Annotated in this window: 16 protein-coding genes; 14 read left to right on the top strand and 2 right to left on the bottom strand. The window is 64.5% G+C overall.

Going from position 1 to position 14,491, the window contains the following annotated elements; all coding sequences use genetic code 11:
- Positions 1-39 precede the first annotated feature (39 nt).
- Positions 40-654: a LysE family translocator gene (locus ACP150_RS08075; protein ID WP_424966072.1), complete on the top strand. Its 615-nt coding sequence runs from the start codon at positions 40-42 to the stop codon at positions 652-654.
- On the opposite strand, the gene crtC is transcribed toward ACP150_RS08075, so the two are convergent.
- Together crtC and crtD are read right to left on the bottom strand one after the other, a co-directional pair.
- Entirely contained in the window at positions 651-1,493 is an 843-nt protein-coding gene (crtC, locus tag ACP150_RS08070; protein ID WP_424966562.1) for a carotenoid 1,2-hydratase, read from the bottom strand. The genes ACP150_RS08075 and crtC overlap by 4 nt on opposite strands.
- Complete coding sequence (gene crtD / locus ACP150_RS08065; protein WP_424966071.1) at positions 1,490-3,061, bottom strand: 1-hydroxycarotenoid 3,4-desaturase CrtD; 1,572 nt, start codon at positions 3,059-3,061, stop codon at positions 1,490-1,492. Before crtD ends, crtC begins: the two co-directional genes overlap by 4 nt.
- 112 nt (positions 3,062-3,173) lie before the next feature.
- On the opposite strand from crtD, the gene ACP150_RS08060 reads away from it, so the two are divergent.
- The 13 genes from ACP150_RS08060 (at position 3,174) to pufC (ending at position 14,316) form a co-directional block, all read left to right on the top strand.
- On the top strand, positions 3,174-4,052 hold the full coding sequence (locus ACP150_RS08060; RefSeq protein WP_424966070.1) for a polyprenyl synthetase family protein: 879 nt from the start codon (positions 3,174-3,176) through the stop codon (positions 4,050-4,052).
- Between the two features lie 9 nt (positions 4,053-4,061).
- On the top strand, positions 4,062-5,186 hold the full coding sequence (locus tag ACP150_RS08055; protein WP_424966561.1) for a methyltransferase: 1,125 nt from the start codon (positions 4,062-4,064) through the stop codon (positions 5,184-5,186).
- Between the two features lie 138 nt (positions 5,187-5,324).
- Entirely contained in the window at positions 5,325-6,263 is a 939-nt protein-coding gene (bchC, locus tag ACP150_RS08050; RefSeq protein ID WP_424966069.1) for a chlorophyll synthesis pathway protein BchC, read from the top strand.
- Positions 6,260-7,267 carry a chlorophyllide a reductase iron protein subunit X gene (locus ACP150_RS08045; RefSeq protein WP_424966068.1) on the top strand — a complete coding sequence of 336 codons (1,008 nt, stop codon included), beginning with the start codon at positions 6,260-6,262 and terminating at the stop codon, positions 7,265-7,267. Before bchC ends, ACP150_RS08045 begins: the two co-directional genes overlap by 4 nt.
- On the top strand, positions 7,254-7,433 hold the full coding sequence (locus tag ACP150_RS08040) for a hypothetical protein (RefSeq protein ID WP_424966067.1): 180 nt from the start codon (positions 7,254-7,256) through the stop codon (positions 7,431-7,433). The genes ACP150_RS08045 and ACP150_RS08040 overlap by 14 nt, the downstream gene beginning before the upstream one ends.
- On the top strand, positions 7,426-9,015 hold the full coding sequence (bchY, locus tag ACP150_RS08035) for a chlorophyllide a reductase subunit Y (protein WP_424966066.1): 1,590 nt from the start codon (positions 7,426-7,428) through the stop codon (positions 9,013-9,015). The genes ACP150_RS08040 and bchY overlap by 8 nt, the downstream gene beginning before the upstream one ends.
- Positions 9,016-9,091: 76 nt before the next feature.
- On the top strand, positions 9,092-10,558 hold the full coding sequence (bchZ, locus tag ACP150_RS08030) for a chlorophyllide a reductase subunit Z (protein ID WP_424966065.1): 1,467 nt from the start codon (positions 9,092-9,094) through the stop codon (positions 10,556-10,558).
- Between the two features lie 14 nt (positions 10,559-10,572).
- Positions 10,573-10,797 carry a cytochrome PufQ gene (gene pufQ / locus ACP150_RS08025; protein ID WP_424966064.1) on the top strand — a complete coding sequence of 75 codons (225 nt, stop codon included), beginning with the start codon at positions 10,573-10,575 and terminating at the stop codon, positions 10,795-10,797.
- A gap of 122 nt (positions 10,798-10,919) precedes the next feature.
- Positions 10,920-11,069 (top strand): light-harvesting antenna LH1, beta subunit, encoded by a 150-nt coding sequence (pufB, locus tag ACP150_RS08020; RefSeq protein ID WP_424966063.1) that lies wholly within the window; start codon positions 10,920-10,922, stop codon positions 11,067-11,069.
- A gap of 14 nt (positions 11,070-11,083) precedes the next feature.
- The gene (pufA, locus tag ACP150_RS08015; protein WP_424966062.1) at positions 11,084-11,233 is read left to right on the top strand and encodes a light-harvesting antenna LH1, alpha subunit; all 150 of its coding nucleotides are present in this window, start codon (positions 11,084-11,086) and stop codon (positions 11,231-11,233) included.
- Between the two features lie 141 nt (positions 11,234-11,374).
- Entirely contained in the window at positions 11,375-12,214 is an 840-nt protein-coding gene (gene pufL / locus ACP150_RS08010) for a photosynthetic reaction center subunit L (RefSeq protein WP_424966061.1), read from the top strand.
- 3 nt (positions 12,215-12,217) lie between these two features.
- On the top strand, positions 12,218-13,210 hold the full coding sequence (pufM, locus tag ACP150_RS08005) for a photosynthetic reaction center subunit M (RefSeq protein ID WP_424966060.1): 993 nt from the start codon (positions 12,218-12,220) through the stop codon (positions 13,208-13,210).
- Positions 13,210-14,316 (top strand): photosynthetic reaction center cytochrome PufC, encoded by a 1,107-nt coding sequence (gene pufC / locus ACP150_RS08000; protein WP_424966059.1) that lies wholly within the window; start codon positions 13,210-13,212, stop codon positions 14,314-14,316. Before pufM ends, pufC begins: the two co-directional genes overlap by 1 nt.
- The last annotated feature ends 175 nt before the right edge of the window (positions 14,317-14,491 follow it).

Raw genomic sequence — 14,491 nt, 5'->3', positions numbered from 1 at the left:
GCGGCCTTTCTCCGCCTAGATCGCGTCAGGAGGCCCCCCATGATCGACTGGCTCATCTTTGTTCCCGCGTGCTTTGCCCTGAACCTCGCCTTTGGGCCAAACAACCTGCTGGCCATGACCCATGGGGCGCAGGGCGGGGTGCTCTTTGCCGGGCGCGCGGCGCTGGGGCGGCTTCTGGTCTTTGTGCCGATGATCGCGGCGAGCGCCTTGGGGCTGGGCCTCTTGCTGACGGCGTCTGCGGCGGTGTTCCAAGGGGTGAAGCTGATCGGCGCGATCTACCTGATCTGGATCGGTTGGCGTCTCTGGCGCGGGGCAGGGCGGCTGCGGATCGACCCCCGCCGCGTGCGGGTCACGCCCGCCGCCGCGTTCCGGGCCGAGGCGCTGGTTGCGCTCAGCAATCCCAAGGCGATCCTGATCTTTGCCGCCTTTTTCCCGCAATTCGTGGCGACCGAAGCCTATTGGCAGAGCTATGCCCTACTGGGCGGGTGTTTTCTGCTGCTGGAGGCGGTGGCGATCTCGGCCTATGCGCTGGCCGGACGGTCCGCCGCGCGGGTGGCCGGGCCGCGCCTGTCCTGGATGCAGCGGGGGTCGGGGGCGATGATGATGGTCTTTGGTGCGCTTTTGCTGGTCAGCCCCGCGCCGAGCCAGCGCTAGTCGCCGAAGTTCCAGCCCGGGCGGCGCGGCACGCGCACGGCCAGCATTGGCATCAGCCACGGACCCCGGAACCTGTCGAGATCCAGCGCTTCGAACACGCCCGAGACCCGCTCGCCATGAAGAGTCGTCTCGACCCCGCAGCGGTTGTAGAACGGCGCGTCGAGCATCGCCTTGACCTGTCGCGGCGTGGTGCCCGGATCGGCCCGCGTCTCGCGTTTGACGAGCCAGTTCGAGCGGCGGAACCGGGTCTTGGGCGGGGCATCCATCACCGAGACGCCGCCCGTGCGGTCAAAGCTCAGCGCGACCTCCAGATCACTGCCATCGCGGCGCGCCACATCATAGAAGGACGCCGTGCCGGTCTTGGTCGGATACCGCCCCCAGGTCCAATAGCCGAAATCCGCCTCCAGCGCGCGGGTGCCGAAATTCGCATCGAAATAGCCATGGCCGCGCCATTGCCAGCCGGAGCGTCCCAGATCGACCTCGATCTCTGCCGTGGGGGCGAAGGGGCGCCAGATATGCGTGCCATCCGCGGTCAGCGGCACCTCGACCCCGGTGACGGCGGCGGGGTGGATCTTCACCGTGCCTTGAACACGCTGGCAATGGGGGGTGGAGACCTCGTTGATATCCACCGTGAGGGTCGTGCCATCCCAGTGCAGCCCGCTCGGCCCCACGGTGAAACTGTCCTCGGTCTGGCGCAGGGCGTCGCGGCCTCGGTCGGTCATGGTCCAGCGACCGCCCCGGCCATAGGTGGCCACGTTGATGCAGACATTGTTGTCCGGCGATTTGCGTCCGGACCAGCGATACCAAGGTGAGAAGACCGACCCGATGAACGCGATTATGGAGATCGCGCGGGTGCCGCAGGCGCTGACCCCGTCGATATACCACCAAGCGTAGCCGTCCGCCGGGACGTCGATGTTGAAGTTCGGTCCTGCAGAATCGCCGCGGCCGCGTGCCGCCCGGAAAGGGTCGCCATTGGGATCCCCGCCCCCGGATGCGCCCCGCCCCCCGCCAGATAGAGGCCCGGCAGCTTGGTCCGGGCCTGCGGGCGCTGGAACGCCGCCATCAGCCCATGCGGGCTCCGTCCGTAAAGGGATCCGGCCGACCCGGGAAACAGGCGCGCGAAGTCCCGCGGCATCGTCAGGGCGCTGCGTCCGGGCCGCTCCGAGAAGTCCAGACCCATGGCCGCGAACCGGTTGAACACTTGCGTCTGACATTTGCGGAACTCCTCTTCGTCGTTCCCCGCACTGGCCTCGTTCAGGACAGGCGGGCCGTTCATGATGACCTCGAACCGCTCGGGGCCATTGGGCGCGAGCCCGGCCCCGCGATCCTCGGCGCAGATATAGAGCGTCGCGTCCGGGGGCATCTGCCCCGCGGCCAGTGCGTCGAACTCCACCTGCTGGTCATCGGCGAAAAACACGTTGTGATGGACCAGATCCCGGCCCGAGGGCGTGGCCGCGAAGGACCAGACATAGGCCGAGAGCGAGCGGTCCTGCACCCCGGGTGCGGGCACCGCCGGGCGTGGTGCCGGGCCAAGCAGCCCCAGATGCAGCGCACGGGGGTCACCGTTGAAGACCACCGTATCCGCCTGCAGCCGTGTGCCATCGGTCAGGTGAACCCCTGACACGCGACCCGATTGCGTCTCGATGCGGGCGACGGGGCTGTCATAGCGCAGCTCGGCCCCTTTCTCGGTGGCGAGCTTGGCCAGGGCCTGTGCCAGAGCGTGCATGCCCCTCTCCACCCGCCAGACGCCCTGCGCCTCGGCCTGCCAGATCAGCGCAAGCACGGCGGGGGCCGCATAGGGCGAGCCGCCCACATAGGTCGCGTAGCGACCAAAGAGCTGTTGCAGACGCGGGTCGCGGAACCGTTTCGACAGGCTCTTGGCCAGCGTCGTCAGCGGGCCCATGGCCGGGATCAGCGAGGGCTGCGCCAGCACGTGACGGGTCAGACCGGCCAGATCCGGGCTCGGCTCCTGCATCATCGGCTGGTCAAAGGCGGCAAAGAGCTTGGCGGCCTGCGCGCTGAAGGCGGCGAAGGCCTCCGCCTCTCGCGGTCCGGCAAAGGCGCGGACAGCATCGACCGAGCTCTCGGGATCCGCGTGCAGGTCCAGGGTGCTGCCATCGGCCCACCAATGGCGCGCCAGCACGGTCTCGCGGTGCAGGGTCACATGGTCCGACAGGCGCGCATCCACATCGTCGAACAACGCCTCGAAGATCGGGCGCAGGGTCATGACCGTGGGTCCCGCATCCACCGGGCCCGCCGCACTGGGCAGGGTGCGCATCTTGCCGCCCGGCCCCGATTGGGCCTCGAGCAGGGTGACATCGCAACCCGAATGCGCCAGCCGAATGGCCGAAGCCAGCCCGCCCATTCCGGCGCCGATCACAATCACCTTGTCCGATGTGCTATACATAAGGGGTCCGTTCAAATCCTGTCCTTGATTGTTGACAGCTCGCCGCAAACTGTCCAGTGTAATTTACAGTCTTGTGTCATTTGCAAGTGACATTCTGCCCTGGAGCCGTGCCATGACCCCAAACTCGCGCATTGAAGCCGCCCTTGATGTGGCCCTGATCCGCAGCCGCGCGGGGTCCTGCCCGCCCAAGCTGGCGACGGCACTGGAGTATGCGGTCAAGCCCGGGGGCGCACGGATCCGTCCGACGATTTGCCTCAATGTGGCGATGGCCTGCGGCGATGATGCGCCGGGGCTGACTGACGCCGCCTGCACGGCGATCGAGCTGATCCATTGCAGCAGCCTTGTCCATGACGACCTGCCGGCCTTTGACAATGCCGATATACGCCGGGGCAAGCCGACCATTCACAAGGCGTTCTCCGAGCCGCTCGCGGTGCTGACCGGGGACACGCTAATCATCATGGCGTTCGAGGAAATCGGCGTTGCAGCGATGCAGGATGCGGCCCGTGGTGGGCAGCTGATCCGCGAGCTTGCGCGCTTCTCGGGGATGCCCCACGGCATCTGCGCCGGGCAGGCCTGGGAGAGCGAGCCGGTCGTCGACCTGTCCGCCTATCACCGGGCCAAGACCGGGGCGCTGTTCACGGCCGCCACCCGCATGGGGGCCGCCGCCGCGGGTGAGGATCCGGAGGCTTGGACCGAGCTCGGTGCGCGGATCGGCGAAGCCTTTCAGGTCGCCGATGACCTGCGCGATGCGCTCTATGACGAAGAAACCCTTGGCAAGCCCGCCGGGCAGGACGCGATCCATGCCCGTCCCAACGCGGTGACCGAGCTTGGGGTGCAGGGGGCGATTCGCCGCCTCGATGACATTCTGTCCGGCGCGATCTCGTCGATCCCGTCCTGCCCGGGCGAGGCCGCCCTGTGCGAGATGGTGCGCAAGACTGCCGAGCGTCTGACCCCGGTCCTGCCGAACATCGCCAGCGCGCGCACGGCCTGACCCATGACCATGTCCTCCGGCGGTTTCAGCCGCCTTCCTTTCCTGCCGGACAGGCACGCCTTTTACCGGTGGTGGGTCGGCGTTGCCGGCTCCCCGAGCTTTCAATCCTGGGCCAGTGCCATGCCCGGCACCCGCCGCCTTGCGCGCAAGGATGGCGAAGAGCTCTTCGATCTGGTCTCGGGATTTGTGTACAGCCAGGTCCTGCACGCCTTTGTCACCCTCGACATGCCCAGCCTGCTGGCCAAGGAGCCCTTGCCCGCCTGGCGTCTCGCCGCGCGCACGCGGCTCGAGCCCCGGCAGATGGAGGCCCTGTGCCAGGCCGCGACCGCGCTCAAGCTGCTCAAGCGGCGCAAGGACGGGAGCTATCAGCTCGGCCGTCTCGGCGCGGCCCTGCCCGGGGTGCCCGGGCTGACGGAGATGATTCGCCACCATGATGTGCTCTACCGGGACCTCGCGGATCCGATGGCCTTTCTGCGCGGCGGGACCGAGACCGAGCTGGCGCGCTTCTGGCCCTATGTCTTCGGCCAGAGCGGGACGAATGATCCGGAGATCGCCGAGCGCTATTCCAAACTGATGGCGGACAGTCAGGGCCTCGTGGCCGAGGAAACCCTGCGCACGATTCGCCTCGACGGGGCCCATCGCCTGATGGATGTGGGCGGCGGCACCGGTGCGTTTTTGCGGGCGGTGCGGGCCGAATACCCGGACCTGCGGCTGCGTCTGTTCGATCTGCCTGCGGTGGTGTCCGGAGCCGACCTGCCCGAGGGGGCGGATATGCGTGGCGGGTCGTTCCGCGATGACCCGGCGCTGCCGGGCGGGGCGGATGTGATCTCGCTCGTGCGGGTCCTCTATGACCACGCCGATTCGACGGTTGCGAGCCTTCTGGGCAAGGTCCATGCCGCGCTGCCGCCGGGCGGGCGCGTGATCGTGTCCGAGCCCATGGCGGGTGGCGCCGATCCCAGCCGGGTCGGGGATGCCTATTTCGCCTTCTACACCATGGCCATGCAGACCGGCAAAGCCCGCTCTGCCGAGGAAATCAAGGCGCATCTGGCGCAGGCCGGGTTCCAGCAGGTCCAGTGTCACAAGACCTACCGGCCCTTCGTGACCGGCGTCGTGACTGCGACCAAAGCCGCGTAAGGCGCACCGCACACACCCGCATTCCGAGTGTCTAATTTAGTTGACATATATAGCTGTAAGCGTAATCTTACAGTCAGCTACGAACTGCGACATTGAGTCCGCTCGCGCGTCGCAGCCTAGAACACGGGGAACTTCACCATGGACGCCACAGCAGTCGTACTGACCGGACCGCGCGCGCTCGGCTTGCAGGAGGTGGGGCTGACCGATCCCACGGAGACCGACATCGTCGTGGCCATCGATCATTCCGGCATCTCCACCGGGACCGAAAAACTGTTCTGGACAGGCAATATGCCGCCCTTTCCCGGCTTCTCCTTCCCGCTGATCCCCGGCTACGAGGCCGCCGGTGAGGTTGTCGAGGCCGGCTCGGACACCACCTTCAAGCCCGGTGATCGGGTCTTTGTGCCGGGGGCCAACTGCTATGGCGAGGTGCGGGGGCTGTTTGGCGGGGCGTCGAACATGCTCGTCTCCGATGCCGCTCGGGTGGTGCGTATCGACCGCGATCTGAAAGCCGAAGGCGCCCTGCTGGCGCTGGCCGCGACCGCCCGCCATGCCATGGCCGGGCTCAACAAATCCGTGCCGGACCTGATTGTGGGTCACGGCGTGCTGGGCCGCCTGCTCGCCCGTCTGACCATTGCCGCCGGGGCCCCCGCGCCCACGGTCTGGGAAATCGACGAGGCCCGCCAAGGCGGCGCCCAGGGCTACGAGGTTATCCATCCCGACAGCGACACGCGCCGCGACTACCGGTCGATCTATGACGCGTCGGGCAAGGCCGACCTGATCGCCAGCCTCATCATGCGGATCCAGAAGGGGGGCGAGATCGTGCTCGCCGGGTTCTACGACCAGATCTCCTTCCCGTTTCCGCCCGCGTTCATGAAAGAAGCCCGCCTGCGCATCGCCGCTGAGTGGGACCGCGATGATCTCATCGCAACCCGCGCCCTGATCGATTCCGGGGCGCTCTCTCTCGACGGGTTAATCACCCACACCGCCAAGGCAACCGATTGTGCAGACGCTTACCAGACGGCGTTCGAAGACCCGGCTTGCCTGAAGATGATCCTGGATTGGAGTGCGACCGCATGACTCTTGATATCCCAAACCTGAAACCAGACTACGACCAGCGCCTGCGCGACGAGGCGGCCGAAGAGCCGACGCTCGAAGTGCCCCGGGGCGAGCCGACCAAGAAGACACAGATCATCGCGATCTATGGCAAGGGCGGCATCGGTAAAAGCTTCACCCTCGCCAATCTCAGCCACATGATGGCCGAGCAGGGCAAGCGCGTGCTGCTGATCGGGTGCGACCCGAAATCGGACACCACCTCGCTGCTCTTTGGCGGCAAGGCCTGCCCGACGATCATCGAGACCTCGACCGAGAAAAAGCTCGCGGGCGAAGAGGTCGGTATCGGCGATGTCTGCTTCAAGCGCGGCGGCGTTTTCGCAATGGAACTCGGTGGCCCCGAAGTGGGCCGTGGCTGCGGCGGACGGGGGATTATCCATGGCTTTGAACTTCTGGAAAAACTCGGGTTCCACGATTGGGACTTTGACTATGTGCTCCTGGATTTTCTCGGCGATGTGGTCTGCGGCGGTTTCGGCCTGCCTATCGCTCGGGATATGGCCCAGAAAGTTATACTCGTAGCCTCCAACGACCTGCAGTCCCTGTATGTCGCCAATAATGTCTGCTCGGCGGTGGAGTATTTCCGCAAGCTTGGCGGCAATGTCGGGGTCGCGGGGCTTGTCATCAACAAGGATGACGGCACGGGCGAGGCTGCGGCCTTCGCCAAGGAGGTCGATATCCCGATCCTCGCAGCAATCCCGCAGGACGAGGATCTGCGCAAGAAATCCGCCAATTACCAGATCGTCGGCACTGCCGCCGGACCGTGGGGCGATCTCTTTGCTGAGCTTGGCGAGAATGTCGCCGAGGCCCCGCCCTTGCGGCCGACTGCACTGAGCCAGGATGGTCTGCTCGGTTTGTTCTCGGCTGAGGAAACCGGCGCGGATTTCGTGCTCGAACCCGCAACGGACGCGGATATGCGCGGCAAGAATGCCAAGCCCAAAGAGTCCCTCGAAGTGGTCTATGACGATGTTTGACATGGCCAAGATGGATGATCTGGACCAGGGCCTCGCGCGTCTTGCCGAGTTGCCCGAGGCCGTCGCGCAGTGTTTCGCCGAAACACCGGTTCCGCCCCGCCGCCCCTCGCTGAGCCCCTGCCCGGTGACGCGGCTGGGCCTGCCGAAAGGGGGCCGCGATGGATAAACCCCCGCTCGAGACCCGCTACGACAGTGCGGATGAGGTTGAAATTCACGAGGGTACCGCGCGCGAGCCGGTGCCCGAAGGCGTGACTGCAACGCCCGATGGCATGGGCTGTCATGCCCCCGGCGCGCAGATGGAGGCGGCGGCCCGGGCCTCGGGCATGTCCGAGATCCTCGACCAATACGCCGCCGATTACCCGCAAGGGCCCCATGACAAACCGCAATCCATGTGCCCGGCCTTTGGCTCGCTGCGTGTGGGGCTGCGGATGCGCCGCGTGGGCACGATGCTTTCGGGTTCGGCCTGCTGTGTCTATGGCCTGACCTTTGTGAGCCACTTTTACGGGGCGCGCCGATCCGTCGGCTACGTCCCCTTCAATTCCGAGACGCTTGTGACCGGCAAGTTGTTCGAGGACATCCGGGACGCTGTTCACAAGATGGCGGACCCGGAGAAATACGATGCCATCGTTGTGACGAACCTGTGTGTTCCGACCGCGTCGGGGGTGCCTTTGCGGCTGCTCCCGTCCGAGATCAACGGCGTGCGCATCGTGGGCATTGACGTGCCCGGTTTCGGCGTGCCGACCCATGCCGAAGCCAAGGACATACTCGCGGGCGCAATGCTCAATTACGCCCGCGCAGAGATCGAAGCCGGACCTGTTCAGGCCCCGGCTTCGGGCAAGGCGGATCGTCCCACCGTAGCTCTGCTCGGTGAGATGTTCCCGGCTGATCCTATCGGGATTGGCCAAATGCTCGCGCCACTCGGTCTGGCGGCAGGTCCGGTCGTTCCCTGCCGTGAGTGGCGCGAGCTATATTCTGCATTGGATTGCGGGACGGCCGCCGCAATCCACCCGTTCTATACGAGTGCCATTCGCGAGTTCGAAGCCGCCGGGCGGTCTGTCGTCGGTTCGGCCCCTGTGGGCCATGACGGCACGGCTGCCTGGTTGGCCGCGATCGGTGACAGTTTCGGCGTCTCTGCCGAGAAGATCGCCGAGGCACAGAACGCATTCCTCCCGGCGATCAAGGGCGCATTGGCAGCCACCCCCATCAAAGGCACGATTACCCTCTCGGGGTATGAAGGGTCCGAGTTGTTGGTGGCGCGTCTCTTGATCGAATCCGGGGCGGAGGTGCCCTATGTGGGCACCGCCTGTCCGCGCACCAAATGGTCCGAGCCGGACCGCGACTGGCTGGAGGCGCGGGGCGTCAAGGTTCAGTATCGCGCCTCGCTCGAGGATGATTGCGCGGCGATGGAGGCTGTTAAGCCCGATCTTGCCATCGGCACGACTCCGGTCGTCCAGAAGGGCAAGGAACTGGGCATCCCCAGCCTCTATTTCACCAACCTGATTTCCGCGCGGCCCCTGATGGGGGTGATGGGCGCGGGGTCCCTGGCGCAGGTCGTGAACGCGGCCATGGGCAACAAGGACCGCATGGATCATATGCGCGCGTTTTTCGAAGGCGTCGGCCATGGCGACACGGCCGGGGTCTGGGAGGGGGATCCGAACCTCCGCCCCGATTTCCGCGCGACGAACCTCAAGAAGCTGGAGCGTGCCGAGAAGGCCCGCGTCGCGGCGAACGGAGGTGTGAAATGCTGAGCTTGGACTGGGGGGCTCTGCCCCCGGCCTTCGGCCTCCCCCGGAGTATTTTTGGAACAATGAAGGGGGGTGCCCCATGTTGATCCAGGATCATGACCGCGCAGGCGGGTATTGGGGCGCCGTGTACGCCTTCACCGCCGTGAAGGGTCTGCAAGTGGTGATCGATGGCCCGGTGGGCTGCGAGAACCTGCCGGTGACTTCGGTGCTGCATTACACAGATGCGCTCCCGCCCCATGAATTGCCCATCGTGACCACCGGGCTCGGCGAAGAAGAGCTGGGCCGCGATGGCACCGAGGGCGCGATGAAGCGCGCCTGGGGTACGCTTGACCCGGCGCTGCCTGCCGTGGTGGTTACAGGCTCGATTGCCGAGATGATCGGCGGGGGCGTGACCCCGCAAGGCACGAATATTCAACGGTTTCTGCCGCGCACCATCGACGAGGATCAGTGGGAGGCCGCCGACCGGGCGATGACCTGGATCTTCACTGAGTTCGGGATGACCAAGGGGCGTATGCCCCCGGAGAAGAAGCGCGAGGAGGGGGCCAAGCCCCGGGTGAACATCCTCGGGCCGATGTATGGCACCTTCAACATGCCCTCGGATCTCGCCGAGATCCGGCGTCTGGTCGAGGGGATCGGGGCCGAGATCAACATGGTCCATCCTCTGGGCGCCCATCTGGCCGAGATGCGGGGCCTCGTGAATGCGGATGTGAATATCTGCATGTATCGCGAGTTTGGCCGTGGCCTTTGTGAGGTGCTGGGCAAACCCTATCTGCAGGCCCCTATCGGCATCGAGAGCACCACGAAGTTCCTGCGGAAACTCGGGGATCTGCTGGGTCTCGACCCGGAGCCCTTCATCGAGACCGAGAAGCATTCCACGATCAAGCCGGTCTGGGATCTCTGGCGCTCGGTTACGCAGGACTTCTTTGCCACGGCAAGCTTCGCGATCGTGGCGAACGAGACCTATGCCCGCGGGATCCGCAACTTCCTCGAGACGGATATGGGCCTGCCTTGCGCCTTTGCCGTGGGTCGGGTCGCGGGCAAGAAGACCGATAATGACGAGGTGCGCGAGATGATGCACACCAAGCGTCCGCTGGTCGTCATGGGCTCGATCAACGAGAAGATGTATCTGGCCGAGATGGCGGGCGGCTTCGGCCCGAAACCGGCCTTCATCCCCGCAAGCTTCCCCGGTGCCGCCATCCGGCGCGCCACGGGGACCCCGATGATGGGCTATGCGGGCGCGACCTACCTGATCCAGGAGGTCTGCAACAGCCTGTTCGACGCACTGTTCCACATCCTGCCGCTCGGCAGCGAGATGGATAGTGCGGCGGCCACACCGACGACGCTCCGGCGCGATTTCCCCTGGGATGATGATGCCCAGAGGCTCTTGGACCGGATCGTCTCCGAGCACCCGATTTTGACCCGTATTTCCGCCGCCAAGACCCTGCGCGATGCCGCCGAGAAGGCAGCGCTGGAGCAAGGTGACGAGCGGGTCGTCATTGAAACCGTCAAGGCCCTGCAACCCGCAGGCTTTGAGGACGCGACTTAAGGGAGGGAACGACAATGGCGGACCAGACAACGAACGGACCGGTGGAACACCGCGCCCACAAGATGCCGAAAGCTGAGTTTTACACCTATTTTGCGATCATTTTTGCCGCCGCAATCCCGGTTGCGATCCTCAGCTGGACCCTCGCGTCCATCAAGAGCGGCAGCTTTCAGAAAAAAGGGCCGATTGCCCGCGCCTGGACCCAGGCCCGGATCATCACGCCCATGATCTTTTCGGCGTGAGCCGGAAGATCCCGAGTTTCGGCCCTCGCCTGAGGGCTGGATATGCCGGCAGGGGATGAGCCCTTGCCGGGGCCCGGCCGCGGGGTTCGCGGTATCAGCAATAACTTTCCGGAGGAATGCACATGGCTGATAAATCCGACCTGTCCTTTACAGGTCTAACCGACGAGCAGGCTCAAGAGCTGCATTCGGTTTACATGAGCGGGCTCTGGCTGTTTTCGGCCGTCGCCATTGTCGCTCACCTCGCCACGTTCATCTGGCGTCCTTGGTTCTAAGGGAGCACTGAAAAATGTCCAAGTTCTACAAGATCTGGCTGATCTTCGACCCGCGTCGCGTGTTCGTGGCTCAGGGCGTGTTCCTGTTCCTGCTGGCGGCGATGATTCACCTCGTCCTGCTCAGCACCGAGCATTTCAACTGGTTTGAACTGGCCGCGATGTGATCGCGTCCGGGTCTCTGACCAGGGACCACTACAAATCTGCTGCGGGCGGGCCCCCGGATCGGCCGCAGCATATGAATACCTTAATGACAACTGACGGCTGAGCGCGACCAGCACAGCAGCCGCCACTTGCGGAGACAGACGATGGCTTTGCTCAGCTTCGAGAGAAAGTATCGCGTCCGTGGAGGGACGCTGATCGGCGGCGATCTGTTCGACTTCTGGGTAGGCCCGTTCTACGTGGGCTTTTTCGGAGTCACGACAGCATTTTTCGCCCTATTAGGCACGGTAATGATTTTCTGGGGAGCGTCCCAACAGGGCACCTTCAATCCCTGGCTGATCAACATCGCGCCACCCGACTTGAAATACGGCCTCGGCATGGCCCCCCTGATGGAAGGCGGTCTGTGGCAGATCATCACCTTCTGCGCCATCGGCGCATTCGTCAGCTGGGCGCTGCGCGAGGTCGAGATCTGCCGAAAGCTCGGCATGGGCCTGCATGTGCCCGTGGCGTTCAGCTTCGCGATCTTTGCCTATGTGACCCTCGTGGTGTTCCGGCCGCTCCTTCTGGGCGCCTGGGGACATGGATTTCCCTACGGGATCTTCAGCCACCTCGACTGGGTGTCCAACACCGGCTACGCCTATCTGCACTTCCACTACAATCCGGCCCATATGATCGCGGTGACGTTCTTCTTCACCACGACCCTGGCGCTGGCTCTCCACGGGGCGCTGGTCTTGTCCGCCGCAAACCCGCCCAAGGGAGAGGAAGTCAAAGGTCCGGATAACGAAGACACCTTCTTCCGCGATTTCATCGGCTATTCGATCGGTACCCTGGGCATCCACCGTGTGGGTCTGCTTCTGGCGCTGAATGCCGGCTTCTGGTCCGCCGTCTGCATCATCATCTCCGGTCCCGTCTGGACCAAGGGATGGCCTGAATGGTGGAACTGGTGGCTCGAGCTGCCGATCTGGCCCAGCCAAGTGGGGATGTAAGCGATGCCCGAATATCAGAACATTTTCACCCAAGTCCAAGTGCAGGGCCCCGCAGAGCTCGGCGTCGACAATGAAAACAACATGACCGAATTGCGCACGAAGGGGACCTCCTTCTCGCAGCTCATCGGTTGGATCGGCAATGCCCAGCTCGGGCCTGTCTATCTGGGGTGGTTCGGCGTCATCAGCCTGATCACCGGGACCCTGTGGTTCAACATTGTCGGCTTCAACATGCTCAGCCAGGTCGGCTACAGCATCCCGGAATTCATCCGGCAGCTCTTCTGGCTGGCGCTTGAGCCGCCCTCGCCGGAATACGGGTTGCGCATGCCGCCGCTTGATGACGGGGGCTGGTACATCATCTCCAGCTTCTTCCTGCTGATCTCGGTGCTGGCCTGGTGGGTGCGTTCCTACCAGCTCGCCGAGATGCACAAGATGGGCAAGCACGTCGCCTGGGCCTTTGCCGCCGCGATCTGGCTGTTCCTCGTGCTCGGACTCTTCCGTCCGATCCTGATGGGCTCCTGGTCCGAAGCGGTGCCTTACGGTATCTTCCCGCACCTCGACTGGACCACGGCCTTCTCGATCCGCTACGGCAACCTCTACTACAACCCGTTCCACTGTCTCTCGATCGTGTTCCTCTATGGCTCTGTCCTGCTCTTTGCGATGCATGGCGCGACCATTCTGGCGGTCACCCGTTTCGGCGGCGACCGCGAGCTGGAGCAGATCTATGATCGCGGTACGGCATCCGAGCGCGCGGGTCTCTTCTGGCGCTGGACCATGGGGTTCAATGCCACGATGGAAGGCATTCACCGCTGGGCCTGGTGGTTCGCAGTTCTCACGCCGATCACCGGCGGGATCGGGATCCTGCTGACCGGCACCGTGGTGGACAACTGGTTCCTCTGGGCCGTCGAGCACAACTTTGCGCCCGATTACACCCAGGACTACGGCTACGAGGCCTACACCACCTATGAGGGCTTCATTGGCCAAGAGGAGGCAAACTGATGTTCCCCAAATGGTTCTCTGAGTGGAACGCGAAGAACCCCACGGATATCTACAAGCCCGCCATCATCGTCGGCGTCGCTGGTAGCGCGGTGTTCCTCGCAGCCCTCTTCGTCAGCTGGGGTCAGCCCCTGGCGACGGACAGCATGCAGACCGGCCCCCGTGGCACGGGCATGAAAGTGGCCAAGTTCGAGCTGGAGCTGGATAAACCGGATCCCACGATCGAAGACTACTACACCGACGAGCCCTTCATTCCCGAAGAGGGGGAAGAGCTCGCCGGGGACATCTACGAGAATGTCCAGGTGCTCGGCGATCTGACGGATGCGAATTTCAACCGGCTGATGAACGCGATGACCCAATGGGTCGCACCGGAGCAGGGCTGTGCATACTGCCACTCCGGCGCGGATGACGGGGAATATGCGGATGATGACCTCTATACCAAGGTTGTCGCCCGCAGCATGATCCAGATGACCCAGAACATTAACGAGAACTGGGACGGTCACGTGAATGCCGTCGAGGTTGTCGGGGTCAATTGCTACACCTGTCACCGGGGCGAGAATGTGCCGTCGGATATCTGGTTCCGGATCGACCCCGTGAACGAGAACACCTCGGGCTGGTCTGCGGTGCAGAACCGGGCCACGGCGCAGTCGCAATTCACCTCGCTGCCCTCCGATGCTCTGGAGCAGTACCTTCTGAACTACGAGACCATCGCCGTGCATGATCTCGACAGCCGGGTCCAGAACGAGCCGGGTGATCCCACCTGGCAGCATACGGAGCGGACGTTCAGCCTGATGAACTACTTCTCCAACTCGCTGGGTCGGAACTGCGTGTTCTGTCACAACAGCCGGGCCTTCTACGATGGTGCGCAAGTGACGCCGCAATGGGCCACTGCAAGCCTCGGGATCCAGATGGTGCAGGAGTTGAACAACGACTACCTCGTGCCGCTCGAAGGGGTCTATCCGCCCGAACGTCTTGGCCCGCTCCATGCGGATGCGCCCAAGGCCGCGTGCAAAACCTGCCACAAGGGCTATCAGCGCCCGCTGCAGGGGACGAACGTGATCACCGATTGGCCGGAACTCGCGACCTCGGGTCCGCCCGTCTACGAATAGGCCTCATGGCCTTCCCCCGCCGGGCCCCTTCGCTTTTCCAGCAGGGGGCCCGGACTCCGGACCCGCAGGCTCGACCGTCGGTCCACCCCCGATCCACCCGCGCCGCTTGACCGGCATTGGCGCCCCCCGGATCGGTCCGCGCGAGACCGCTCGCGCATGATCTCGCACCAGACCG

The sequence above is a fragment of the Dinoroseobacter sp. S375 genome (genome assembly GCF_049800775.1).
Lineage (GTDB): Bacteria > Pseudomonadota > Alphaproteobacteria > Rhodobacterales > Rhodobacteraceae > Dinoroseobacter.
This window is presented reverse-complemented; position numbering and strand designations above follow the sequence as displayed.

Bases quoted from the DNA above. Each gene is read 5' to 3' on its own strand.
- ACP150_RS08075 (WP_424966072.1), top strand. From the start codon at position 40: ATGATCGACTGGCTCATCTTTGTTCCCGCGTGCTTTGCCCTGAACCTC.
- crtD (WP_424966071.1), bottom strand. From the start codon at position 3,061: ATGTATAGCACATCGGACAAGGTGATTGTGATCGGCGCCGGAATGGGC.
- ACP150_RS08060 (WP_424966070.1), top strand. From the start codon at position 3,174: ATGACCCCAAACTCGCGCATTGAAGCCGCCCTTGATGTGGCCCTGATC.
- ACP150_RS08055 (WP_424966561.1), top strand. From the start codon at position 4,062: ATGTCCTCCGGCGGTTTCAGCCGCCTTCCTTTCCTGCCGGACAGGCAC.
- bchC (WP_424966069.1), top strand. From the start codon at position 5,325: ATGGACGCCACAGCAGTCGTACTGACCGGACCGCGCGCGCTCGGCTTG.
- ACP150_RS08045 (WP_424966068.1), top strand. From the start codon at position 6,260: ATGACTCTTGATATCCCAAACCTGAAACCAGACTACGACCAGCGCCTG.
- ACP150_RS08040 (WP_424966067.1), top strand. From the start codon at position 7,254: ATGACGATGTTTGACATGGCCAAGATGGATGATCTGGACCAGGGCCTC.
- bchY (WP_424966066.1), top strand. From the start codon at position 7,426: ATGGATAAACCCCCGCTCGAGACCCGCTACGACAGTGCGGATGAGGTT.
- bchZ (WP_424966065.1), top strand. From the start codon at position 9,092: ATGTTGATCCAGGATCATGACCGCGCAGGCGGGTATTGGGGCGCCGTG.
- pufQ (WP_424966064.1), top strand. From the start codon at position 10,573: ATGGCGGACCAGACAACGAACGGACCGGTGGAACACCGCGCCCACAAG.
- pufB (WP_424966063.1), top strand. From the start codon at position 10,920: ATGGCTGATAAATCCGACCTGTCCTTTACAGGTCTAACCGACGAGCAG.
- pufA (WP_424966062.1), top strand. From the start codon at position 11,084: ATGTCCAAGTTCTACAAGATCTGGCTGATCTTCGACCCGCGTCGCGTG.
- pufL (WP_424966061.1), top strand. From the start codon at position 11,375: ATGGCTTTGCTCAGCTTCGAGAGAAAGTATCGCGTCCGTGGAGGGACG.
- pufM (WP_424966060.1), top strand. From the start codon at position 12,218: ATGCCCGAATATCAGAACATTTTCACCCAAGTCCAAGTGCAGGGCCCC.
- pufC (WP_424966059.1), top strand. From the start codon at position 13,210: ATGTTCCCCAAATGGTTCTCTGAGTGGAACGCGAAGAACCCCACGGAT.